Source organism: Gracilimonas mengyeensis, assembly GCF_900182705.1.
GTDB classification, from domain to species: Bacteria; Bacteroidota; Rhodothermia; order Balneolales; family Balneolaceae; genus Gracilimonas; species Gracilimonas mengyeensis.
Genome location: NZ_FXTP01000006.1, coordinates 109127 through 131408, shown reverse-complemented (window position 1 = coordinate 131408; position 22282 = coordinate 109127). Strand labels below are relative to the sequence as shown.

Below are 22282 nucleotides of genomic sequence, written 5' to 3'. Positions count from 1 at the left end.
ACAATGGCCACATTTGGCGTAATAGTATTTCCCGGCTCCAACTGCGATCACGACGCATACCACGCCATCAAACATGTGATGAATGCAGAAGTAAAATTTCTATGGCACAAGGAGACCGACCTTAGCGGCATCGATTTTCTGATTGTACCCGGCGGTTTCTCTTATGGTGATTACCTGCGCTCCGGAGCCATTGCCCGCTTCTCTCCTATTATGCAGGAAGTGGTGAAATTTGCTGAAAAAGGCGGCCCCGTTCTCGGCATCTGTAATGGATTCCAGATTTTACTGGAAGCTGGCCTGTTGCCCGGCGCCATGCTGCACAACGAAAAGCTCCGGTTTGTGTGCAAGAATGTGTTTATCCGTTGTGAAAGCACCGATTCCTTATTTACCCGTGACCTTGAAAAGGGGCAAGTGCTCGATATCCCCGTCTCGCACGGCGAAGGCAACTACTTTATTGAAGAAGACGGGCTGAAAAACCTGCAGGATAACGACCAGGTGCTGTTCCGCTACACCAATGCCGATGGCAAACTTGTGAAAGAAGCCAACTTCAACGGTTCTGTGGATCATATAGCCGGTATTTGCAATACCCAGCGCAATGTGTTGGGCATGATGCCCCATCCTGAACGCGCCATGGAAAAAGTATTGGGCTCCCAAGACGGTAAAATCATTTTTGAATCTATTCTCAATTCCCTCTCTGTTGCATAACAACCAAAGCTGATATATGGTCCCGGAAACCCCATCACAACTAAAGCTGCACAGCCAGGGACTGGTAAAACGCTATCGCAAGCGTACCGTGGTGGATGATGTGTCCATCAACGTAAAACAGGGAGAGATTGTGGGGCTGCTGGGTCCCAACGGCGCCGGTAAAACCACCACGTTTTATATGATGGTGGGTATTGTGCGTCCGAATGAGGGAAAAATCTATTTAAACGATCGTGATCTGACCCGGGAACCCATGTATAAACGTGCGCGGCTGGGTATCGGTTACCTGGCGCAGGAAGCTAGCGTATTCCGCAACCTCACCGTACGTGAAAACCTGGAATCTGTACTGCAATTCCTGTCTGTTCCCTCCAAAAAAATCAAAGAAAAAGCAGATAAACTGATTGAAGAATTTGGCCTGCAGAAAGTGGTGAATAGCAAGGGCTACAGCCTTTCCGGTGGCGAGCGCCGGCGGACCGAAATTGCCCGTGCCCTGGTCACTGATCCAAAGTTTATTTTGCTGGATGAGCCCTTCGCCGGAGTTGATCCTATTGCCGTGGAAGACATCCAACAAATTGTGGCCGGCCTCCAAAGCCAGAATATCGGCATTCTTATCACCGACCATAACGTGCACGAGACTTTGGCCATCACCGACCGCGCGTACCTGATGTTTGAGGGTAAGATTTTAATGGAAGGTTCGGCCGACCGGCTGGCTGAAGATGAAGAAGCCCGACGATTGTACCTCGGCAAGCAGTTCCGTTTAGACCGTTACAACACAGAGGAATAACCCATTCAACTAAACCATAAATGAAAGAAATTAGCGTACAAGAACTAAAAGAGAAGAAAGAAAACGGCGACGACTTTTTGTTGCTGGATGTCCGGGAAGATTTTGAGTACCTGGTCTCAAATATAGACGGCACCAACATTCCCATGAACCAGCTTGAGGATCGGCTCGAAGAACTTGATGAGTATAAGGACAAAGAAATTGTGGTGATGTGCCGCAGTGGCAACAGAAGTGCCAAAGTAACCGGCTACCTGCAAAAGCAGGGGTTTGATGGAGCTACCAATTTGAAGGGCGGCATCAAAAAATGGGCCAGTGAAATTGATCCCAGCTTGCCGGTAGCTTAGGAACCTGACTTGGTAGGGATAAACCGGCCTATGCTTCTTTTGAAAAAGGCCCAAAAGAAATCAAACTGTCCCAGCAAGGTGCCATAGGCCAACAATAAAATGTTGTATAGCGGAAAGATTAAAAGAATCCACAACACGGCTTTAAACCAAAAAGGATCACTTTCAACCACTCCAAGGAAGTTAAACGCCCACTTGCGGGCAAAAACTACGGTCATGCCTGCAAAAGAAAATACGGCCATGATAATGAGGACTTGCCAGTTACTCTGTATGCCCCACCGGGATTTCAATTTTTCAACAATTTGCATAAAGAAAGATTAATTTCCTTAAAAATATCCTTTTTATATCATAATTAAAGACGATAATTAGTATTCGTTAGGTTTTTATTTTTTTACATTTAATGAAAATCCCGTCTTGCAATTACTAAACCGGGAAAGTAGTTTCAGCTCAACGGAAGGACATAGGAGAATTTTTTGAAGACTAACAAACTGGGTATGAAATCCTACGTAATGGAGGCTATTGGCGCCTTCTTCCTGGTATTGGTATACGGCTTTACAAGCGACGCACTTGCCGTAGGCTTAACCTTAATGGCACTGATTTATATCGGTTTCAAGGTTTCCGGAGCCCATTATAACCCAGCTGTGTCTATTGCCTTTTTTCTTCAGCGTAAAATTTCTGGTGCGGATTTAGCCGGTTATGTAGCCGCACAGCTCATAGGCGGCTTCCTGTCAGCTGGCGCGTTATTTTTCCTTTCGTCCGGAGTGTTTTATTTAGATCCACCCCCCTCTACCGATCTTTATCAACAAGCTTTTGCTGAAGTTGGCTTTACTTTTTTGTTTGTGATGGTGATGCTCACCTTTAGCCTTCCCAAATCTCCCCGCAATTTCCAAACCGTTGGACTAGCCGCAGGTTTAACCTTTACAGGGATATTATTGGCAGGAACACCCGTTTCCGGTGGAGTCTTTAACCCCGCTATCTCTATTGGCACCGCCTTGTTTGATTTACTCTCGGGCGGAAACTCATATGTCCATGCACTTCTTTACACCCTGGCTCCCGTAGCCGGCGGCTCCATTGCAGCGGGTTTGTATTCCTATCTGTACTCCGGCAATAAGTAGCCAAATACATCTGCGAAATCCTTCAATCCGCCAAATCCGTGATTCTATTTTGAAACACGGATTAATTGGATTTCGGGATGAGCACGAACTTTTCTCTAAGGACCTTTTGAAGTTGTACTTCAAAAGAAATTGCTTATAAAGGCTGTGCATTTAGCCCTTTTCCCCTTCCATAATTACTATAGCCCATAAATGTAGTTTAATTAGATTATATCAAAACCTATTTTACTACATCCATAATTAGAAAAAGAGAGGAACTTAAATGAATAAACTTATTAGCATATTTTTAGTCTTAGTAGTTATAACTGGATGTGGACTATTTAACACTGGTCAAGATGAATCTAAAACGTGCGATGAGCAATTCTTTGAAGAGATAAGATCAAAGAAGTCTTTACCAATTAGTATCACATATGATATTAGGTACAGTAACGAAGAAAATCTAAGTGAGGAAAAAGTTCTAAAACAAAGGGAAAGAATAAAAGAAACTCATGCAAAATTTCTTAAGTCATTAGAAGGTTTTGAGTTTTCCAGTGTTAGAAAATCTGATTACTTCCCGTGGATAAGCATGTTTGTGAACGATGAAAAAACTCTTTCTTTTGTATGTTCAAATAAGTTGGTATTGGACGTAAGAAAAACTGAATTTGGATCACCCTACTAATTAAAACCAGAAAAAAGATGTTTACCCTCGTTACGAACCTTCCGGTTCCAATCAGTTCCCTTTGCCCCGTCTAGATCTTTTGAAGTTGTACTTCAAAAGGAAAAGCATATAAAGGCTGAGCCTTAATAAACGCCCCTACCCAACCACCGGCAACTGAAAAAAGAACCGACTGCCTTTACCCTCTTCGCTTTCTACTTTGATTTCACTTTGGTGAGCATTCAGGATCCCTTTCACCACTGAGAGTCCGAGACCGGTTCCTCCCTTGTCGCGCGAGCGCGCTTTGTCGGTGCGGTAAAAGCGGTCAAACAGGCGGTCAAGATGTTCTTCCCCAATACCCGGCCCAGTATCCTCAACATACACTTCTACCAACCCTTCCTTTTTTTTGAAACCAACTTCTACGCTACCTTCCGGGGTATATTTAATCGCATTAGAAACCAGGTTATCCAAAACCTGTTCAATTTTATTCGGATCGGCATTTACATTGCAATTGCTCAGTTTGGCAAGCTTAAGCTTCAGGCCTTTCTTCTCTGCCATGGGCTGATGCGCCGCCTCTACTTCTTTCACCAACTCTTTTAGGTTAAATATTTCCCGGTTGATGAAGTTCTCATCAAAATCGTAGCGCTGTAACGTCTTGATATCTTCAAAAAGCCGGGCTACCCGTTTAATTTGCTTTCTGGCAGTTACCATATATTGCTTTTTCTTCTCGGCCGGGAGATTGGGCAGTTCCAGCATTTCCAGTGAGCCGGAGATGGTGTGCAATGGATTGCGCACCTCATGAGTGATATCCGCAAAAAACTGGCTTTGCTTCTCATTCAGGCGCTTCAGCTTTTCATTATCGGCGCGAAGCGTACTGGCCATATGGTTCAGAGAGTCAGCCAGGGTGCCGAACTCATCATTCCGGTTCAAATCAATTTGCCGGTCCAGGTTACCCTGTGCGATATCCAGTGCGGCTTCGTTCAGCTGCTGAATGGGTGTTGCCATATATCGGGCAAACAGGAAACTCACTATAATTACGGCTCCAATAGAGAAAAACATCCCCGCATAAATAATATGCCGAATACTGGCCACCGCGGCATAATATTGGCTTTTATCCTGGCTGATGCGCAGGTAATGGGCCGCATTATCAGAATTGGTCAGCTCTACATACGCAATCAGCTTTTCGGTATTTTCATTGTTGATGATAATGGGACGACCTTCCTGTTGCTCAAGCCGGTCAATCAAAGTGCTTTCGAGATAGCGGGAAACATCTTCAAAGGCATATTGAGGAAAAGTTAAAAAACGAACACCATCGTTATCATATACCGCCATCTCGTAACGCGATAGCTGGGCCTGGCGCTGTATCCTGTCATCAAATTGGGCGTTATCCTTGAAACTGCCGGCAGCCAAAGCCAATGATAAGGCATCCCGCTCAAACTGTTCGGCTCCCTCCTCCAACAAATAGCTGCGTATGGTAAGTATAGAATACGCGCTGATGGTTATGATGCCGATAATGAGCAGGATGATGTATGTCCATGCCAGTTTGGAGCGTATTTTCATGCGTGGAGGTATTCTTTATTGAATCCATAACCTACGCCACGATATGTTTTGATGAGTTTCCCTTCGTCTCCCATTTTCAGGCGAAGGTTTTTTACGTGTACATCCACGGTGCGGTCAAATACAAATTTATCTTCATCCGAGATTTTCTCCAGAATCTGTTGGCGGCTGTAAACCAGCTTCGGGTTTTGGAAAATCATTTCCGCAATCGTGTACTCTGTGTGCGTAAGCTCGATGAGCTCGTCGTTGATATACATCTCTTTGGAATCAAGATCTACATAGACGTGACCGTACTGAATCCAGTTACTTTTATCGGGAGAACGCCGGCGGAGTTGAGTTTCCACATGCGCCTTTACCAGGTTCAGGCTGGCAGGTTTTTTAATGTAGTCGTCGGCGCCCAGTTCGAGACCTTCAATTTCGTCTTTTTCTTCATCGCGTGCGGTAAGGAAAAGCACAGGGATATCGTAAATTACCGGATGCTGACGAATTTGTTTACAAATTTCTTTTCCATCGTGATGAGGAACCATGATGTCCAATATCGCCAGATGAATATCATTGGCGTTGTCATCAATATATTCGAATGCTTTTTTGCCGTCTTTGGCCCAGAGCACATCGTAGTTATTCAACTCCAGAAAGTTGGCTAACATTTCTCCGGATTCTTCCTCGTCTTCTACTAACAGAATAGTGTGTTTATTGCTCATATTTGGTGTGATGGTATTACGATGTTAAAGTGTTTGGGTGATACAGTGTTGGGGCGCTCGACAAGCCGAAATGACATTGTAGCACACAAACACTGCAACACCATCGCACTTTAGCACTATAGATGTGTGCGATTCTGTTCAAATGTTTACCTTTGGCTAAAAATCCGAATTTACGCATGAATTACCAAGGAAAAACCATATGGATTACCGGTGCCTCTTCAGGAATTGGAGAAGCCTTTGCGAGAGCCTTGTATAAAGAGGGCGCCAACCTGATCTTATCTTCTCGCCGAGAAGGGGCATTAAAGCAAGTAAAAGAAAGCTTGGGAGCAGACAAATCACGAGTATTCATACTTCCGCTGGATCTCACCCAAACTGAAACTTTTCCTGAAAAAACCGAGCAAGCGCTAAAAGCTTTTGGCCAAATTGATATGCTGATGAACAACGGCGGGGTAAGTCAGCGTGCTACCGTGGCTGAAACAGAAATGGACACCTACCGCCGCCTGATGGAAATCAACTATTTTGGGGCAGTGGGTTTAACCAAACAGGTGTTACCCCATATGGTGGAAAGGCAAAGCGGACACATTGTGGTAACCAGCAGTGTGGCCGGTAAAATTGGAACCAAACAGCGTTCGGGATATGCTGCCAGTAAACATGCCGTTCAGGGCTTTTTCAATTCACTGCGCCAGGAAATGTATGAACACAACGTTGCTGTTACTTTGTTGTGCCCGGGCTTTATCAAAACCAACATCAGTAAAAATGCATTGACCGGTGACGGGGCCAAGTTTGGAAAGATGGGTGATGCCCACAAGGATGCCATGACCGCCGATGAAATGGTTAAAAAGGTGATGCCTGACATCAAAAAGCAGAAAGAGGAAATTTATGTGACAGGGTTTAAAGAAGGACTCGCTATTTGGGTACAGCGTATCTCCCCTACTTTGCTGAATAAAATTTTGAAGAATCAGAAAGTTACTTAAGATTTATATATGGTAATATGAATAGAAGCCGTTTGAGTTAAAAATGTTTACACCATAATGATTATCAAACCTTTGGAATCAGGCTAGGTATTCAAAAAAGCTTCAACAGAGAGGTCTTCATCAAGTTCTTCCCAATGAATACCGACTCCTCCACCAATAAACCTCCAGGCTTTAAGTTCTTCTATGGATGCCTCTCTTAATTTTGGGAACCATTCTAACGGTACTGCGATCTCTCTCCCATCCTCCAAGAGAACACAAAGTTTTTTATCCAAAAACCAAACTTCTTTTGCCTTTACAGGTTTATGTATTACTAAAGAACTCATGCCAAGCAGTTTCTAATTCATCTTTATGTTCTTCCACCAGTTTTCGAATCTTATTCAATTCTGCAGAATGATAGCCACTTGAATAAGCAAGTGTAATAGATTCAATCCAAAATTTACAATACCCATCTCCACTTTCAATATGGATGTGTACTGGTTCATTTCCTTCATTGCTAAAGAAAAAGAAGCGATATCCTTGTATTCTAAGCACAGTAGGCATTGCTTATATTACAAAAAACACCCAAAACTTTTTGAAATTATTGCTACACTTCAATTCTATTTGCCTTATCACAACGACCCCAACCGTATGCTTCTATCCCTTTTAATCCTCATTTCTGCCTTTTTGCTAAACCTGTTTCTGCCCTGGTGGAGTATTGCCCTGCCCGGTTTAATTTTGGGCTATGTTTTTAACAAGCAAATGTGGGTTTCTTTCGGATGGGGATTCCTGGCTCTTTTCCTGCTTTGGGGCGGACAAGCCCTGTACATCCACCTGGCAAATGATGGCATACTTAGTTCGCGTATTGCTGAGATGCTTCAGGTGGGCTCGCCGTGGCTCGTAGTGCTGGCTACGGGAATACTTGGCGGCCTGGTGAGCGGGTTAGCGGCCTTAACAGGTGCAGCCCTTAAAAACACTCCCCGCTCTTTTGAGCGTTGAATTAAAATTCCCGGGATAACTTTTCACAGATCTCTTCCAATAGTTTTTGCTGTTCGTCTGTGATCGATCCTTTGGTATTGGAATCAATATCCAGCTGAGCTACAAACTCCTCGCCCTTCATTATGGGCACCACAATTTCAGATTGCACCGATACGCTGCAAGAAAGATAGTTTTCTTCGCTCTTCACATCCTGAGAAACAAAAGTCTCATGACTTTCAGCGACCTGCCCGCAAATACCACGGCCAAAAGGAATGCGTTTGTGATCGGTAGCAGGCCCTACAAAGGGTCCCAGCACCAGCTCTTTCTTTCCTTCGGGATCTGCCATATAAAATCCAACCCAGTCGAAGGTATCTACGTTGTCGGCCAACAGCTCGCAAATGGCAAAAAGCTTTTCGTCTCGGGTTACTTCTTTGTTTAATATCTCGTCGGTCTTAGAAACCAATGTTTCATAAGAGGTAAGTTCGGCAGTACTCATAGCTCAATTAATTCTACAATGTTTAATGATGAATGGGTGATGTCTCTTATTATCGGTAAAGATACGCTTTGTGTAAAGCAAAAAACATGTTCATGAAATTCCCTAAATCCTCTGTATCTTTGATGGTCTATGGAAGAGTTTTTTACAGATATTATCCCGTTTTCTACTATGTTCATGAGCGCACTTGGTCTTTTTGCGGCCAGTTTTTCTTCGCTGTTTTCCGTGGTAAATCCTTTTGCCACTATGCCGGTGTATATTTCTTTGATGGAAGGCCATACTGATGAGGAAAAGAAATGGACCGCCCGCAAAGCCAGCACCTACATGTTTTGTGTGCTGATCATCTTTCTGCTGATCGGAACCTACATTCTCAGCTTTTTTGGAATCAGCCTGCCTGGTATTCAAATAGCCGGGGGTTTGGTAATTGTACGCTCCGGATTTTCGATGTTGAGTCCTCAAAATGGCGGGCGTAAACTTAGCAAGAAAGATCAAGTGGCAGCCAAGGAAAAAGAAGATGTTTCCTTTAGCCCCCTAGCCATGCCTCTGCTTTCCGGTCCAGGTAGTATTGCTGTGGTGATTGGATTTGGATCAGAAGCACAGGGCGTCACCGACTATTTCGTAAGCGGCCTGGCCGTGTTTGCCACCGCTATCCTGGCTTATCTGATTTTGCGCGTGGCACCACGATTGGTTAAATATATTGGTAGCTCCGGCATGACCGTCATCACCCGTATGATGGGGTTCATTGTACTGGCTATAGGCGTGCAGTTTATCATCAACGGTATCTCCAAGTTTTACGGGATTGGATGATTTAGTGGTAAGGAGATATAGTGATATGGTAATATGGTGATTTAGTATTTGGGGTTGGGTCTAAGGGTGTGATCATTTGGGACTGGTCTCTATGCTCCTGCTTGGAAATCTTGGTTTGTAGCTCCAGCTTCATTGCAATTATACCGGCAATTTTGTTTTAATTAAGCCTCCTCATTACTATCTCCTGTATAAATCATCCCCAATAAATTCCAGAAGTTTTATGGACCTTAACCAACTCATCGATTACGACCATTGGGCCAATCAAAGGATTTTTGATGCCATACGTAAGGTGAATAACGACGCAGAAGAATTACCCGAAATGCACCATATGTTTGCGCACGTTTTAGGGGCTCAGGATGTGTGGATAAATCGTATCAACGGGGAAAAACCAGCGTTAGCTATTTGGCCGGAGCTAAGCATGGAAGAAATGGAAAGGAGGCTTGGAGTTACTACATTTTAGTAGACAGGAAGTTAAGGTATATTGTGGCTGAACTAACAACACCTACAAATGGGAAATAAACCGACACGAAAAAAATATAGTAAAGAATTCAAGCTGGATGTTATCCAACAGAGTTACCTTCGTGATAACATCCGGGAACTGGCTGGTGAATTAGGGTTACGACCGGCGTTAATTTACAAGTGGCGAGCTGCTTATGAACAACGTGCAGGCTCAGATACTCCTGTGTTTACCGGTCAAGGCGTAGCTGCTATGAGCCCGGAACAACAAGAGATTGCACACTTAAAGCGTCAGCTAGCCGATGCAAAAATGGAGCGAGATATCTTAAAAAAGGCCATTGGCATCTTCGGCAAGAGCGATGGGTGATTTACCAGTTTATGGCCGATTACAGCCACCGGTTCCCCATTCGGAAGATGTCGCAAGTATTTGGGGTGTCCCCCAGTGGATATTACCGGTGGCTTGGGCGTCCGCCAAGCAAACGGGCGAGGCAGAATAGGCGACTTAAAGAATCTATTCGGCTGGTTTGGGTACTGTCCAAGCGTATATATGGAGCCCCGCGAATTTACCAGGAGTTGCTACGTCGGGGCTGGCAGGTATCGCGTCCACGCGTGGCCCGGCTGATGAGGAAAATGGGTATCTCCAGCCAGTTGCGCAAGAAGTGGGTAAAGACCACGAATTCGAAGCATAGCCATCCGGTGGCGGGGAACCTGCTGGACCGTCGGTTTACCCCCACGCAGTTGAACCAAGTATGGGTGAGTGATATTACCTACCTGCCCAGCCAGCAAGGATGGCTATATTTAACGACGGTTATGGACCTGGCCGATCGACAAATACTGGGATGGTCCCTGTCTACCTCCATGAGCGCTGAGCAAACTACAACGGCCGCCTTTTGTGAAGCGCACACCAAACGCCCGGCCCGGAAAGGGATGATCTTCCATTCCGACCGGGGCATGCAGTACGCATGTTCAGCGTTTACCAACCTGCTTAGCAAACACCAACTCATCCAAAGTATGTCACGCAAAGGCAATTGTTGGGATAATGCACCGGCGGAAAGTTTCTTTAAAACGCTGAAAGCAGAACTGGTATCACAGACGGGCATCTTTCGGGATTACCAACAAGCACGTGCAGCCATATTCGAATATATCGAAGGCTGGTACAACCGAAAACGCCTACATTCTTCACTGGGATACAAAACACCAGCTGAGGCTGAGCAAGAACTTAAACAAAAACTACAACAGGCTGCATAATCATCCTTAATTCACTGTCCACTTTTTTGTTGCAAGTCCAGCTCTCTCATCACCCCAAAAAAATTACATCTTTGATTCCTCGCGCCGGTGAAACTATTCAATATCAAAACTCAAAGGGCGAGACTTTTACAAACACAGTCGAAGAAATCCTGATGCACCTAACTATCCATGGGCAACATCACCGGGCCCAAATAGCCAGACTCTTGCGGCAAGCCGGGGTCACTCCACCAGGCACCGATTTTATCTTTTTTCTGAGAAAATAATTTCGTTTCGGTATAGCTTAACTCGTTCTCCCCGGTAGGTGATATCGATATTCCCCCAACCCTGACCATTGGCTAGCTGGTTTTTAAAATGCACGGTAGCCTCAAAAACCACTTCTTTATGCGGGTAAGATAACTCCACCATTTTCGAATAAGATCCTCCGCCATAATTAACCACCCCCGGCATAAACAGCCGGTTGCCAGTTTCAGGGAGGAAATCCACATCGCTTATGATATTGGAAAACAATTCTTCGCCTCTTTCCCGTCCATAGCTCCAAACTTCGCTCACGGTCATGTTTTCCTCATCAATTTCGTATTCTGTGATGAGTGAATAGTCAGAACCGGCCTCACCAAAGTTGCGGTTAAAGCCATTATCAAACACCAGGAGGTTCCCATTCGGAAGAATTAAGGGGGCATGCTGTCCCCACACCCATGAAAACTGGTCGCTTTCTTCCGTGCCCAGCTGAACTTCTTCATTATACGGCGTGCCCGTAAATCGATTTACCGCCGTTAAAAGATAGGGTTCGGTGTCCCCGGTTTTTTCGTAGCGCCCCGCTTGTCCCCAACCTTTATGAGGAGCCAATATCCATTGCGGGTCGTTATCCTGATCAACCTTTACCAACCCCTGTTTTCTGCCTGAGATAATCAGCCCGCGGTCGTTGCTGTCATACCAAATAGCATTCATATGAAACCAGTCTTGGCCGCCGTCAACCAAATCGGTGCGATTGACATCCAATACTTCTGCCATGTCCCACTCCTTCACGATGTTTCCTGCCTGGTCCACTTCAAAAACAAAATCTTCCAAACTGGTCTTTTCCTGCCCATCCTGAATCATCGTGGCCCCATCTTTATTCACTGCCACCAGGTAATTACCATTGGGGATTTTTCGTACTTCGTGATGGGTGATATGTCCGCCCATATTGATCTCATTCAGTTCATTCCCCAGCATATCGTATTCAAAAATAGAACTGCTATGGGTAAAGTAAAGGGTGTTAGCTTTATTATCATAAAAATGAACCGACCAAACCGCCTTACCCACATCGGATAAATCCATCACCCATCGGATATCTCCGTTATTATCAAAAATAAACGGGTAGGAATTGAACACCCCATTGTTGCCAATATGGAAATCGTTGAAATGCATGCCCGGTTCCATTTGGTCTTCTTTCACTATGTTTATTTCTGGGGTCGGAAAAAAGTCAGGCAGAGGCTCAGTTTCCATTATTAACGTATCGCGCGCGCTTTGGCCGTCGTTATTATAAATGTATAACACCACCTGATTTTGTGTATCCGGGTAAAGACCTAATACCGGTATCGAATTTTGTGCGTCCTCAAGTATGAAGTTTTTTTCAATTGGAATATCGCCTAAAACATCCATATTTACGGATATAGTTTCGCGTTTCTTTAAATGTACCAAGGCAGCCAAAGGATTCTTTCCACTGGGATTGAGCTGAACCTCTGGTTCTTCCAACAACAAATAATTCATCGGAAGATCCCGGGTTAAATACACAAAATAAGTTTGTTGTGTGGCTTCATCTTCAGAAATGATGGTATAAAAGACCCCCTCTGAGAAATCATTTACCGTTTCACCCGAAACCTGTTCCGTCTCTTGCACCAACACCTTTGCCCCCTCCGACACCTCAAAAGAAGCCTTAAGCGATGTCCAGTCTACCTCTCCGTCAATAGACGAACGGTTAGTTACTTTCACCAAGCCATCTTCTTCATCAACCGAAAAAACCGTGTTTGGAAGCTCTTCGATAGTGAATTCCAGCAATGCGGCTTCTTGATTGGGACTACTTTTGGTTCCGTTTTTGCACCCCATAAAGTACAGCGCAAACAGCACCCATATACCTAAAATAATTTTCCTCATAACTCTCGTCTCTTGTTTTCTTTGATGTTAAAGCAGTTTAGGAAATGTTCTCTTTAATCTAATGGTTGAAGAGAAAAATCGGAAAAATTATCTTCAATCCGCATTTAAGCTATCTATTCATTAGTTTCACCGCTCAATTGTAATTAAACGGACAATACCCTGGCACTCCTCGAAGAACTTCTTGCGTCTTTTTCCTCCTTCATGTGGGGATACCCGCTCGTCATTTTATTGGTCGGTGGCGGACTCTTTTTCCTGATCTCCTCCGGCTTCACTCCTTTCCGCTTTTTCTTCCACGCCATCGATTTGGTGCGTGGAAAATATGATAACCCCGATGATCCCGGCGATATCAATCACTTTGAAGCTCTTTCCACGGCCCTGGCGTCAACCGTAGGCATGGGAAATATCAGCGGGGTGGCTGTGGCTATTTTTATGGGAGGACCCGGCGCGCTGTTCTGGATGTGGATGAGCGCCATCGTGGGCATGGCCACCAAGTTTTTCACCTGTACGCTTTCCATCATGTACAGGGGTGAAGACACACAGGGCAAAATCCAGGGTGGCCCTATGTACGTGATCCGAGAAGGACTCAGCAGCAAATGGATGCCATTGGCCTACCTGTTTGCCGTTGCCGGATTATTTGGTCCGCTCCCCATTTTTCAAACCAACCAGCTGGTACAGATTTTACGCGACTTTATTTACATCCCCAACGGCTGGGTAGAAGCTGATGCCGCCTTCACCGGCAACCTGATTACCGGGATTGTACTGGTAGCACTCGTTTCACTGGTTATTTTTGGCGGGATTACCAAGATTGGCAAAGTGGCCTCCAAGCTAGTCCCTTCTATGGTCGTGATTTATTTTGTGTCTGTTTTATTCATCCTGGCCGTACACATTGATGATATCCCCTATTACCTCGGGTTGATTGTAACCGATGCTTTCACCGGCAAAGCCGTGATGGGCGGTGCTGTTGGGCAGTTGATTATCATTGGTGTGCAGCGCGCCGCCTTCTCGAATGAGGCCGGCATCGGAACCGAATCGCTGGCTCATGGCGCTTCCAAAACCAAAGAGCCGGTTCGTGAAGGACTGGTAGCCATGATGGAACCCGCCATCGATACCCTGATTGTGTGTACCATGACCGCCCTCGCTATCCTGGTAACGGGCGTATGGCAAACGACTGAAGCCAACGGAGTGACCCTTACCCTGAATGCTTTTAATGAAGCCCTGCCGGTCTGGGGCACCTACCTGTTGCTGATTTCGGTACTCACGTTCAGCGTGAGCTCTATGCTATCTTATTCTTACTACGGCTCAAAATGCCTGGGCTTTTTATTAGGCGCCGAACGGCAGCATTACTACAACTATTTTTATGTCCTTTCCATCGTATTTGGAGCGGTAGCGTCTCTGGATGCGGTCATCAACCTCATTGACGGCATGTTTGCCCTTATGGCCGTTCCTACGATGATTTCAGCCTTGTTGCTTTCACCCAGAGTACGGGAGGCTTCCAAAGATTATTTCAATCGATTAAAAGCCGGGGAGTTTAAGGAGTATAAGAAGTAGGATACTCTACTTGATAAAAAATAGTTCAGTTCCATTATCCCAAAAGAAAATCTTCCTTTGAAGCTCCGAGCAGTCGGAGGGCTTTTCCCGGGTGGGATGTTAGTGCCAACGATATCAATCTTGGGTTTCATATCCATTTAAACCATCGTACATCCCCCTGAAAATGAACAAGTTCATTTTCGGTCCCTCTTCAAAGAGGGATTTTCCCCTTTTACTACTCGCTATAGAAAAAGCTCAAACCAATGATATGAATATTGATGGCAGGCATAGATAAGTCCTCCCTTGAGGGAGGTGCCATGTTTTGATGTATCAAAACATGCGGAGGGTGTTCGTCTATATAAGCACCTCAACATGTAAAACCTTTTTCGCTGTCTGTCCCGTCGGTTTTATTATCCCCTCTACTTTCGCATATTCACAGAGCCCATTCAAAATTCAACATTTATAATTTTCAATCTCACTCCAATGAAAAGAGCGATACTAGCTTTGATGCTGGCTTTGGTTTCCAGTTCCGCCATTGCCCAACTCCCCACGATCTCCGAAAAAACCGAAAGCCTGACTAAAACCGAAGGCTTTTTTGATTATTACTACGATGAAGCCCAAGACCAACTCTGGCTGGAAGTCGACAAGCTTGATTCGGAATTCATTTATGTGAATTCCCTCACGGCTGGCATTGGCTCCAACGATATCGGCCTGGATCGCGGACAACTGGGAGACACCCGCATCGTTTATTTCGAGCGCCGGGGACCCAAAGTACTGATGGTACAACCCAACTACGAATATCGCGCAGAAACGGATAATGAACTCGAGAAGAAATCGGTCCGGGAAGCTTTTGCCAAATCTATTCTGGCTGGCTTTGAGGTTGCCGCTGAAGAAGATGGCAAGGTGCTCATTGACCTCACTCCTTTTTTACTGCAGGATGCTCATGGCGTAACGACTTCTCTGCAGCGCCAAGACCAAGGTTCCTACAGCCTGGATAAAAATCGCTCAGCCTTATACTCCGAAGGCACCATGAACTTCCCTAAAAACACCGAATTTGAAGCGACGCTTACTTTTGCCGGCAGTAGTCCCGGGGGTTATGTGCGTTCGGTGGTTCCCACGCCGGAGGCTATCACCGTGCGGCAACATCACTCTTTTGTGGAACTACCCGATGATGGTTATGAGAAGCGAGAGTACGATCCCCGAGCCGGCTATTTTGGAATCACCTATCAGGATTATGGCACACCCATCGACGAGCCACTGGTAAAACGATTTATCTCACGTCACCGTCTGGAAAAGAAAAACCCGGAAACTGAAATCAGTGAACCGGTTGAACCGATCGTGTATTACCTGGATAACGGAACGCCCGAACCCGTGCGTAGCGCCTTGCTGGATGGCGCCCGTTGGTGGAATGAAGCCTTTGAAGCCATCGGCTACAAAGATGCATTTATAGTGAAGGTGTTGCCTGAGGATGCGCACCCGCTGGATGTACGCTACAACGTCATTCAATGGATACACCGCTCCACCCGCGGTTGGTCGTATGGTTCGTCAGTCCGTGACCCGCGAACGGGTGAAATTATCAAAGGCCATGTATCACTCGGGTCTCTACGTGTTCGGCAGGATTTTCTGATTGCCGAAGGTTTGCTGGCTCCATATGCCGACGAATCAACCCAAAACACAACTATGCAGGAAATGGCCCTGGCGCGTATTCGCCAGCTTTCTGCGCATGAGATTGGTCACACTATCGGTATTGCCCATAACTTTGCAGCAAGTATTACGGGTGATGCTTCGGTGATGGATTATCCGCATCCCCAACCCAAAATCGTGAATGGCGAAATCGACCTTTCTAACCCTTATGACACAGGAATTGGTGAATGGGATAAACTGGCCGTAGCCTATGGCTACCAGGATTTCCCGGAAGGAACCGATGAAGATGCCGCATTAAACGAGATGTTGGAAGAAGGCTATGGTTCAGGCTTAAAATATATTTCTGATCAGGATGCTCGTCCACAGGGCGGAGCGCATCCATATGCCCATTTGTGGGAGTTTGGGGATGATCCGGTAGCACAGCTGCCTACCATCATGGATATTCGAAAAACAGCACTGGAGAATTTTGGAGAAGCCAACCTGAAAACCGGTCGCCCGCTGGCAGAGCTGGAAGATGTGCTGGTTCCCATCTACCTCTTCCATCGCTACCAGGTAGAAGCTACCGTTAAGCTCATCGGTGGATTGGATTACACCTACAAAGTGAAAGGCGACAACCAAGCCTATCCTGAAATTGTAGACAAGAAAACACAGCAAGCAGCTCTGGATGAAATGCTCAAAACCATCACTCCAGAAGCGCTGGCCGTTCCTGAAGATTTGCTGGAACTGATTCCTCCCCGCCCTGCCGGACTCGGATATTCCCGTGAACTTTTTAATGGCAATACCGGTCCTACTTTGGATGCCTTAGGCATAGCAGAAACCGCTGCCGAATTGCCCGTAAGCCTGATCTTAAATCCTGCACGTGCTAATCGCTTAGTGGAATACTCTGCTCGGGAAGGCAATCTTAGTTTGGAAACGGTATTAAATGAATTAGTTGCCGCCAGCTGGGGAAAGAAAGCTCCAAACGGGTATTATGGCTCCATTCAACGCATGGTAAATCACGTAGTGCTGCGAAATATGATTCTGCTGGCGGCCGCTGAGGATGCCAACCCCGTCACTAAAGCCATCACGCATAAAGCCCTGCGAGATCTCCAATCCCGCCTTTCACAAAGGGATGATGCCGACAGCAAATTCGCGGTGTATACCATTGGCAACTTCCTCACCAACCCGGAAACCTTTGATGTGCCACAAGCGCCGGCAACCCCACCCGGTTCTCCGATTGGAAGTGATGCAATATATTTTTGTAAGTTCTAAATGTGTTACAGTGAGACCGTGTTACGGTGTTATGTTCTTTTGAATAACTAATAACACCGTAACACTAAAACACCCTAACACCGAAGTCCATGCGTATCATCCCACCCGAAAATCTGTTAGAGGCTTATTCCCAGGGCATCTTCCCCATGGCCGATCATAAAGAAGCCGAAAACGTAGAATGGTACTCGGCGCGCAAGCGGGGTATTATTCCCATTGGAAATTTTCACACCTCTAAAAACCTGGCACGGGTCATTCGCCAAGAGCGCTTTCAAATCCGGGTAAACAGCAACTTTCGGGAAGTAGTTAAGAATTGTGCCAATCGTGAGACCTCCTGGATCAACGACCTCATCGTCAACTCCTACGATGTACTCAGTCAGTATGGCAATGCCTACAGCGTGGAGTGTTATCGGGATGATAAATTGGCTGGCGGGCTTTACGGCGTAAAACTGAAAGCTGCCTTCTTCGGGGAAAGCATGTTCAAAAAAGAAAAATGGGCGGACAAAGTAGCACTTTACTATTGCCACGAAATCCTGCAGAAAAATGACTTCCTGCTGTGGGACACCCAGTTCTACACGGAACACTTGGCCCAATTCGGCTGTATAGAAATCGAAGCCTCAGAGTACGCCCAAATGCTGGATCAGGCTTTAGTCAAAGAGTGTGAGTTTTTATTATAGTGTTACAGTGTTACGGTGTTATGGTGTTACGGCTCTAAGCCACTATAGCATTGTAACACCATAACACCTTGGCACATTAACACCACATTTTTGATAACTTAATTCTACCTTACCCCCGATATCACCTAAAGCCACCATCAGCCCTTGACCAAACTCAAAGAACTTTTTTCGGATACCATTGTGTACGGCATCAGCAGTGTGCTGGCACGGTTTATCGGCTATCTGTTGGTTCCGCTGCATACGGGGGTTTTCCAGGAAGATCAGTACGGGGTGATCAGCCTGGTATTTGCGGCTATTGCTTTCTTCAATGTGATTTTCCAGATGGGGATGGAGTCGGCCTACATCCGTTATGGCAAAGATCGTGATAAAGCCAAATCCATCTTCAAAACCCTGCAGCTGTTTTTGCTGGGATCATCGGCAATATTGGTTGCCATCATATGGCTGGCACAACCTTTAATCGCCCCCCTGGTCGGTTTGGAAACCGGAGATCCCATTCTCTGGATGCTGCTGGGGATTCTCTTTTTTGACACCCTTGCCATCGTACCCTTTGCCGAGCTCCGGCTGGTCCGCAAATCCATCTCTTTTGCCATTATCAAAACCGGGAATGTGCTTATCAACCTGGGCCTCAACTTCTACCTGATCCTCGGGCTCAACTATGGCATAGAAGCCGTCTTCATCAGCAACCTCGTAGCTTCCCTGCTTACCGCCATCGCTACGGCGCTCATGACTCTCCCCCTCTTCAAAGGCAGTTGGGACACCGACTTCCTTAAAAAAGCCCTGCTGTTCGGCCTGCCCTTTATTCCCGCCGGCTTTGGTCACGCCATCAACGAACTGGTAGACCGTTTTTTCCTCAAATCCATGGATCCATCAACGGTGCAACAACTGTACGGACAGGATTATACTTCAGATGATATCGTAGGCATCTACGGCGCCTGTTACAAGCTGGCGGTTTTCATGCTGCTCATCGTACAGATGTTTCGAATGGCCTGGCAGCCGTTTTTTATGCGCCAGTCGGAGGAGCAATCTGCCCCTCAAACTTTTGCCCAGACCTTTAGTTTCTTCAACCTGGCTGCCGCAGCTGTTTTCCTTTTTGTAGCTCTTTTTGTGGAACAGATTGTCTCCATCAAAATCCCCATCCTCGATTTTTACCTGGTCGATGAAAAGTTCTGGGAAGGGCTCATCATCGTACCTGTGCTATTGATGGCCTACTGGTTTCAGGGCTGGTACATCAACTTTTCAGCGGGCATTTTCATTAGTGAAACGACTAAACGCCTGGCCCAAATCACCCTGATGGGCGCCGCTATTACCATCATTGCTAACCTGGCGCTTATCCCCTATTTCGGTATGATGGGCTCAGCCATTGCCACCCTCATCAGCTACGCCTCCATGGCACTGCTCATTTTCTACTACTCCACCAAAGCATTTTCTGTGCCCTACAACCTGCTATCCGGTTTTGGGGTGATGGTGATTGTGGCCGGACTTTATTACCTGAAACCAAGCATCATCAGTTTTGGGTTGAATGAATGGGCGGCCTCCCTGTTGTTGTTTATCTCGGGGCTACTGGCGGCTGGGGGCATTACTTATGCTTCAGTGAAGTCGATTTAGGCGATGAATAGTGTTGAATGTTGAGTGGTTAGTGTTGAGGTTTTTTTTGGATGACTAAATCCCGCAGGGATGATCGAATGTAGCCACGGACTTTAGTCCGTGGTAAAAAACCGCCCAATTAAACCTGCGCCCCGTTTGATGTTAGTGATTTTCATTGGTTACAGGAGGTTAGGCTATTGCTCCTATTTTACTTTTCTGAGCATTACTCTTCCTAATCTTTCTTAGTTAATGTTCCGTGGTATATTAAATTTGTTCCCTCAACATAGTCATTTGCAAAGAAGAAGACATCCTTCTCAAAAAGCACTGCACTTGGCTGAACTACATCATTAACTAATAACTGAATGTCCTCTCCATTATAATGCGCTATCCCGTCCTCTGATGTAATGAACATATCCTTCTCATGACGACCATTTACATGATAAACATCCTCCGAGAGCGTAAATGGCAAAATGCTATTGAAATATTTATCAGTGACCTCATTTTCAATTACAAAATATATCCTATTGCCAAATTTATTAAGATTTACAGAACTTGCCTCTTTTCGACTTTTTGAATACAGCACGTTTAAACTTTTGTTATTTAATATATACAAAGAGACACTGTCAGAAATGGTTTGGTAGGAGTAGGGACCTGATCCAGACAGGTATATACCCCTGTTTTCTTTTCTGATTCTATTAAACTGCATGCCAAAATCTGTCACCAGCAATTCTCTCCAGCGCCTTCCATCGTAATGCAAGATAAATCCTTTATAGGATGGATTATCCAGGCCAGTAGACACGGTACCTACGGCATAGATATCTGAAGGAGAAGTTCCCCAGATGTCAAAAATATTAGGCCCACCCAATCCTTCGGGGTTATAGGTATAAAATAATTTCCAGGTACTCCCATCAAAATGCCAGAGTTCTCCATCGCCTCCGCCCATCCAAACATCATCCTGTGCAAATCCATAGATGCTGTAAAAACTACCTGTAAAACCATCTGGCCCCTCCCGATAAGGCCAGGGGCTCCAAGTTTCTCCATCATAGTGCCAGAGATTGTAATAGCCCCCACTTAAGCCAATCCATACATCGTTTGGGGCCGAGCCCCAGATGGTGTTCGCCCACCCGACCCACATATCGGGGGCTCCACCCACGCTATCTACTGTCCACTCATAATTTCGCGGCCCGGGGTCAAGGGATTCATTATCCTCATCAATTCCTAAAATTTCACAAGAAGAAAAAAAGGAAAGCAATGCGATAAAAATAATTAATGGCATGTTCTCTTGACACATTTTATATATCCACATGAGATTTTAAAAAAGGATTATTGGTTTCTCTTGTTATTACCAAAAGTAGATCAGGAGCTACTTATTCACGCATTAAGGTAGAAAATTTTTCAGCAAATTATTTTTGCTTAGGACTTAGGTTCTGGATCCTACTTTTTTAGGTTTTAGTATTATTTTTTTCGAATATAAATCTCGGAGGGATAAGCGAATGTAGCCTCGGACTTTAGGCTATATTTGCTAATCAACCATTTGGAACCAGAGGTACCTGAAGGTTCTTCTCATTGGGCTTCACTCCTATTTTATTTGTATTAGCATTATTCCCCCTGTTCCTCTTCGGTTAATGTTCCGTGGTATATTAAATTTGTTCCTGCGCCATAGTCATTCACTAAAAAGAAGATGTCTCTCTCAAAAACTAACTCTCTAAATACATATGAAACTTCGTTTTCAAGGTTAACCAGAGTGTAATAATCCTGACCATTATAATGGGTCACTCCATTTTCTGTCACAATAAAAAGGTCTTTCTCATGTCTGCCGTTTATTCCTATCGGAGTACTATTTTCGGTAGTTGAAAGAAACGTTTTAAACGCTCTGTTGCGTCTTTGTTTAAGTTCATTTCCAACAATATAATAGATGTCTTCTCCTACATTATTCATCCACAGGGTTTCCACTTCACCTGCTGTTTCGGAAAGGAGTGTTTTAAATTGATGATCAGAGTATTTGAAAAAAGATAATGTACTTGGTTCCCCATCTGCCCTATGTGAACCCCTTATTATTAATCCTTCTTTACCTTTGCGCACCCGCTGGAATTGAGCTCCAAAATCAGTCACGAGTAGCTCTTCCCACTTCTCTCCATCGTAATGTAATAAGAACCCTTTATAACTAGAGGTTTCATTTTCAATAGCATTCCCAACGGCATAAATATCGGATGTGGCAGTACCCCAAATGTCGCTAACAAGAGTAATATTATATCCTTGCTTCTCAAATCTATAGAACAGCTCCCACCTTTCCCCATTATAATGAAAGATTTCTCCATCGCCTCCCCCCATCCAAACATCATCCTTAGCAAAGCCGAAGATGCTGTAGAAATCGCCTGAAAAACCGGAGGGCCCTTCCCGGTAAGGATAGGGAGCCCAGTTAGCGCCATCATAATACCAGAGTTTATCGAAGCCACCAGCTGAACCAATCCACACATCATTTGGCGAAGCCCCCCAATTTGTCATCAGAACTGAGTAATCCGCAGGCAGAAAAAAGAGTTAGAAAGACAAGTAAGCAATAATTCCGCATGTTCTCTTGACACATTTATCTATCAACATGAGCTTTTAAAAAGGGTTAATGGTTTCTCTTGTTATTACCAAAAGTAGATCAGGAACTACTGTTCATGCATTAAGGTAGAAAATTTCTCAGCAAATTATTTGTAACTCAAAAATCAG

The 22282-nt window shown here is 45.2% G+C and carries 24 protein-coding genes and 1 pseudogene; 16 read left to right on the top strand and 9 right to left on the bottom strand.

What is annotated here, in order from left to right; genetic code table 11:
* Positions 1-3: 3 nt before the first annotated feature.
* From purQ to FN815_RS08210, 3 genes are read left to right on the top strand one after another with little or no spacing between them, the layout of a single operon-like run.
* On the top strand, positions 4-702 hold the full coding sequence (gene purQ / locus FN815_RS08220) for a phosphoribosylformylglycinamidine synthase subunit PurQ (RefSeq protein ID WP_142454147.1): 699 nt from the start codon (positions 4-6) through the stop codon (positions 700-702).
* 16 nt (positions 703-718) lie between these two features.
* Positions 719-1483, top strand: coding sequence for an LPS export ABC transporter ATP-binding protein (gene lptB, locus FN815_RS08215; protein WP_142454146.1), 765 nt, complete (start codon positions 719-721; stop codon positions 1481-1483).
* A gap of 20 nt (positions 1484-1503) precedes the next feature.
* The gene (locus tag FN815_RS08210; RefSeq protein ID WP_142454145.1) at positions 1504-1824 is read left to right on the top strand and encodes a rhodanese-like domain-containing protein; all 321 of its coding nucleotides are present in this window, start codon (positions 1504-1506) and stop codon (positions 1822-1824) included.
* Here FN815_RS08210 and FN815_RS08205 read toward each other — a convergent pair.
* Positions 1821-2129, bottom strand: a complete 309-nt coding sequence (locus FN815_RS08205; RefSeq protein ID WP_142454144.1) for a DUF6787 family protein — start codon at positions 2127-2129, stop codon at positions 1821-1823. The two genes, FN815_RS08210 and FN815_RS08205, sit on opposite strands and share 4 nt — an antisense overlap.
* Positions 2130-2315: 186 nt before the next feature.
* On the opposite strand from FN815_RS08205, the gene FN815_RS08200 reads away from it, so the two are divergent.
* Together FN815_RS08200 and FN815_RS08195 are read left to right on the top strand one after the other, a co-directional pair.
* Positions 2316-2936, top strand: a complete 621-nt coding sequence (locus FN815_RS08200; protein WP_142454143.1) for an MIP/aquaporin family protein — start codon at positions 2316-2318, stop codon at positions 2934-2936.
* Between the two features lie 259 nt (positions 2937-3195).
* Complete coding sequence (locus tag FN815_RS08195) at positions 3196-3591, top strand: hypothetical protein (RefSeq protein WP_142454142.1); 396 nt, start codon at positions 3196-3198, stop codon at positions 3589-3591.
* A 135-nt stretch (positions 3592-3726) separates the two neighbouring features.
* Here the strand turns inward: FN815_RS08195 and FN815_RS08190 are convergent, their stop codons facing one another.
* Both FN815_RS08190 and FN815_RS08185 read right to left on the bottom strand, forming a co-directional pair.
* Positions 3727-5127: a sensor histidine kinase gene (locus FN815_RS08190; protein WP_142454141.1), complete on the bottom strand. Its 1401-nt coding sequence runs from the start codon at positions 5125-5127 to the stop codon at positions 3727-3729.
* On the bottom strand, positions 5124-5825 hold the full coding sequence (locus FN815_RS08185) for a response regulator transcription factor (RefSeq protein ID WP_142454140.1): 702 nt from the start codon (positions 5823-5825) through the stop codon (positions 5124-5126). Before FN815_RS08185 ends, FN815_RS08190 begins: the two co-directional genes overlap by 4 nt.
* A gap of 176 nt (positions 5826-6001) precedes the next feature.
* Between FN815_RS08185 and FN815_RS08180 the strand changes: the two genes are divergently transcribed.
* Positions 6002-6799, top strand: coding sequence for an SDR family oxidoreductase (locus tag FN815_RS08180; protein WP_142454139.1), 798 nt, complete (start codon positions 6002-6004; stop codon positions 6797-6799).
* Positions 6800-6882: 83 nt separating this feature from the next.
* Here FN815_RS08180 and FN815_RS08175 read toward each other — a convergent pair whose 3' ends face one another.
* Together FN815_RS08175 and FN815_RS08170 are read right to left on the bottom strand one after the other, a co-directional pair.
* The gene (locus tag FN815_RS08175) at positions 6883-7122 is read right to left on the bottom strand and encodes a DUF2442 domain-containing protein (RefSeq protein WP_142454138.1); all 240 of its coding nucleotides are present in this window, start codon (positions 7120-7122) and stop codon (positions 6883-6885) included.
* Entirely contained in the window at positions 7100-7339 is a 240-nt protein-coding gene (locus FN815_RS08170) for a DUF4160 domain-containing protein (protein ID WP_142454137.1), read from the bottom strand. Before FN815_RS08170 ends, FN815_RS08175 begins: the two co-directional genes overlap by 23 nt.
* An 87-nt stretch (positions 7340-7426) precedes the next feature.
* Here FN815_RS08170 and FN815_RS08165 point away from each other — a divergent pair, with 87 nt between their 5' ends.
* The gene (locus FN815_RS08165; RefSeq protein ID WP_142454136.1) at positions 7427-7774 is read left to right on the top strand and encodes a hypothetical protein; all 348 of its coding nucleotides are present in this window, start codon (positions 7427-7429) and stop codon (positions 7772-7774) included.
* Position 7775: 1 nt separating this feature from the next.
* Here FN815_RS08165 and FN815_RS08160 read toward each other — a convergent pair whose 3' ends face one another.
* Positions 7776-8249 (bottom strand): GAF domain-containing protein, encoded by a 474-nt coding sequence (locus tag FN815_RS08160; RefSeq protein WP_142454135.1) that lies wholly within the window; start codon positions 8247-8249, stop codon positions 7776-7778.
* A 129-nt stretch (positions 8250-8378) separates the two neighbouring features.
* Here FN815_RS08160 and FN815_RS08155 point away from each other — a divergent pair, with 129 nt between their 5' ends.
* The 5 genes and pseudogenes from FN815_RS08155 to FN815_RS19320 all read left to right on the top strand — a co-directional run bounded on the left by FN815_RS08155 (position 8379) and on the right by FN815_RS19320 (position 11020).
* Positions 8379-9053 (top strand): MarC family NAAT transporter, encoded by a 675-nt coding sequence (locus tag FN815_RS08155; RefSeq protein ID WP_142454134.1) that lies wholly within the window; start codon positions 8379-8381, stop codon positions 9051-9053.
* Positions 9054-9273: 220 nt separating this feature from the next.
* Positions 9274-9513: a hypothetical protein gene (locus tag FN815_RS08150; RefSeq protein ID WP_142454133.1), complete on the top strand. Its 240-nt coding sequence runs from the start codon at positions 9274-9276 to the stop codon at positions 9511-9513.
* Between the two features lie 48 nt (positions 9514-9561).
* Positions 9562-9876 (top strand): transposase, encoded by a 315-nt coding sequence (locus tag FN815_RS08145; protein WP_142454132.1) that lies wholly within the window; start codon positions 9562-9564, stop codon positions 9874-9876.
* A pseudogene (locus FN815_RS08140) lies at positions 9852-10757 on the top strand (IS3 family transposase); the annotation flags it as partial. The gene FN815_RS08145 and the pseudogene FN815_RS08140, both read left to right, overlap by 25 nt.
* Before the next feature lie 152 nt (positions 10758-10909).
* Positions 10910-11020, top strand: coding sequence for a DinB family protein (locus FN815_RS19320; RefSeq protein WP_425461074.1), 111 nt, complete (start codon positions 10910-10912; stop codon positions 11018-11020).
* On the opposite strand, the gene FN815_RS08130 is transcribed toward FN815_RS19320, so the two are convergent.
* Positions 10998-12887, bottom strand: coding sequence for an aryl-sulfate sulfotransferase (locus FN815_RS08130; protein ID WP_142454130.1), 1890 nt, complete (start codon positions 12885-12887; stop codon positions 10998-11000). The two genes, FN815_RS19320 and FN815_RS08130, sit on opposite strands and share 23 nt — an antisense overlap.
* A gap of 201 nt (positions 12888-13088) precedes the next feature.
* On the opposite strand from FN815_RS08130, the gene FN815_RS08125 reads away from it, so the two are divergent.
* The 4 genes from FN815_RS08125 to FN815_RS08110 all read left to right on the top strand — a co-directional run bounded on the left by FN815_RS08125 (position 13089) and on the right by FN815_RS08110 (position 19588).
* Positions 13089-14435 carry an alanine/glycine:cation symporter family protein gene (locus tag FN815_RS08125; RefSeq protein ID WP_142454129.1) on the top strand — a complete coding sequence of 449 codons (1347 nt, stop codon included), beginning with the start codon at positions 13089-13091 and terminating at the stop codon, positions 14433-14435.
* Between the two features lie 462 nt (positions 14436-14897).
* A complete protein-coding gene (locus FN815_RS08120; RefSeq protein ID WP_185957220.1) occupies positions 14898-17309 on the top strand; it encodes a zinc-dependent metalloprotease in 2412 nt (803 codons plus the stop codon).
* 89 nt (positions 17310-17398) lie between these two features.
* Positions 17399-17983 carry a leucyl/phenylalanyl-tRNA--protein transferase gene (aat, locus tag FN815_RS08115; RefSeq protein ID WP_142454128.1) on the top strand — a complete coding sequence of 195 codons (585 nt, stop codon included), beginning with the start codon at positions 17399-17401 and terminating at the stop codon, positions 17981-17983.
* A 144-nt stretch (positions 17984-18127) separates the two neighbouring features.
* Entirely contained in the window at positions 18128-19588 is a 1461-nt protein-coding gene (locus FN815_RS08110) for a lipopolysaccharide biosynthesis protein (RefSeq protein WP_142454127.1), read from the top strand.
* 211 nt (positions 19589-19799) lie between these two features.
* Here the strand turns inward: FN815_RS08110 and FN815_RS08105 are convergent, their stop codons facing one another.
* On the bottom strand, positions 19800-20873 hold the full coding sequence (locus FN815_RS08105; protein WP_221930280.1) for a hypothetical protein: 1074 nt from the start codon (positions 20871-20873) through the stop codon (positions 19800-19802).
* A 293-nt stretch (positions 20874-21166) separates the two neighbouring features.
* Positions 21167-22072 (bottom strand): hypothetical protein, encoded by a 906-nt coding sequence (locus tag FN815_RS08100; protein WP_142454125.1) that lies wholly within the window; start codon positions 22070-22072, stop codon positions 21167-21169.
* Between the last annotated feature and the right edge of the window lie 210 nt (positions 22073-22282).